We start from the raw sequence: 1,629 nt of genomic DNA, 5'->3' as shown, positions 1-1,629 counted from the left end.
GAGATCTACACTCTCTCCGTCGTCGGCAGCGTCAGATGTGTATAAGAGACAGGAATGACTGATACTATTGTTCGTTCTGTTAATGTTCGTTCTGTTAATTCCTTTTGATCGTTGAGTTTGGCCTCTGTTGCCCTTAGCGCTTGCAACTCATTTTCCATCTCAATGAGCTGTCCGGCAAATCTGCCAGTGACTTTGGAAGCAAAGCCTTCCTCTTCACTAAAAGGATCGTCAAAATAATCGTTAGAAAATACGCTGATATCGGACCTGATTATTTCATGAATATTCTGAATGAAATCCCGGTTAGTCAGAAGATTTCCAAGTACGGGTTTGAAGCTGAAACGTTTTACGAGTTGGATATGCATCCAGGTCGGCGTGATGAATGACGAAACGAATCTGACGTGTGGCATTGTGAATTTAAATTCGTCTGCTCCATCCGAAGCAGCACAGGTCAATGTCTGCTGGAGATATTCATAGTATGCAAACGTCACCAGTTTGCCATGGTATAAAAGCGACGTATGTTCACTTTTGACAATTCCATTATTGTGCTCTGCAGCTAACTCTTCGAGCTGTGCCATCTGCCTGCTTCGAATGATGTACTGGTAGCTTTTGACCCTGTCTTTTTTAACCTGTATTGTTTCCCGGGGGCGAGGGCTGTTGTAGAACTCTTCCATCCAGACGTCATAGATACCTTCAATAAAAGCGATATCGGTCGGATTCTGCTTCTGACCGAGGAAAACAATAATCTCACCCGGAGTCTCAGTCACTTCCAGTTTTGGAAAACCTGCAGGCACAGGGTATGCCTGCGTGTCATCCTCAACGTATACGACATAGCCGACGGGCTTATGGCAGGACAACAGTTTATTCAGAGTTTCCTGTTGTAGATCTTCACCCAGGAGATGAACCCGGGCGTAGGCAGAGGTGGCTGCTGCTAAAAGCACCTCATCATTGACAAAGAGCGATTGACCCAGACGTTGCAGTTCAGGAGGCTGATCGCCTGCTGCGATAAGACGCATGAAGGTGCGCCCATTCACTTCAACTTTGTCTACTTCAATAGTGGCAAGGGCAACATAGTGATCAACTTCGCCAAGACTTCCTGCTCTTTCATTCGCACCTTTCAGCACTCCGACCAGAAGTTCAGGGTTGGCAACTTTCGTAAACGGTTCTAATGGTTGGATATCATCTGATTGAGCACGAACAGCTGAAATTGAGCTCTGATCGGTCATTCCTTTTCTGACTTCAATGACCAGTTTCGTTTCTGCAAGATCATGGGTGAACTTGAAGATTCCCTCATTACCGACCTTGAGAACTTTGGTGTATTTCTGAGCAATTTCATTATCGTCTGTTGCAAATAGATCAACACTGGAAACGCCACCCTCGATGCCGGAAAGAACGTCTGTGAAGCCTTCAGAAGGAACGTCATAGCCCGCTCTGACTTCAGTCTGGTCCGGGTATGTGGTGGTAAAGGATCCGGGTATTGGCTGCTGGTCATCACCTGAAGTTGGCTTAACTATAACCTCACTCCGGGTAAACTCCTTATGTCCATTGTCCCGAATATCGAAAGATTTTATCTGCAGCCTGCGATCGGCCAGTGCCTGTGTGACAATGATGGAAGAGCTGATGGCAATGGCT

General features: G+C 46.3%; 1 protein-coding gene. It reads right to left on the bottom strand.

Going from position 1 to position 1,629, the window contains the following annotated elements:
• Positions 1–5: 5 nt before the first annotated feature.
• A partial coding sequence (locus KDK16_RS02105) for a hypothetical protein (RefSeq protein WP_257274444.1) occupies positions 6–1,629 on the bottom strand: 1,624 nt, incomplete at its 5' end.

The sequence above is a fragment of the Endozoicomonas sp. SESOKO4 genome (assembly GCF_024606275.1).
This window is presented reverse-complemented; position numbering and strand designations above follow the sequence as displayed.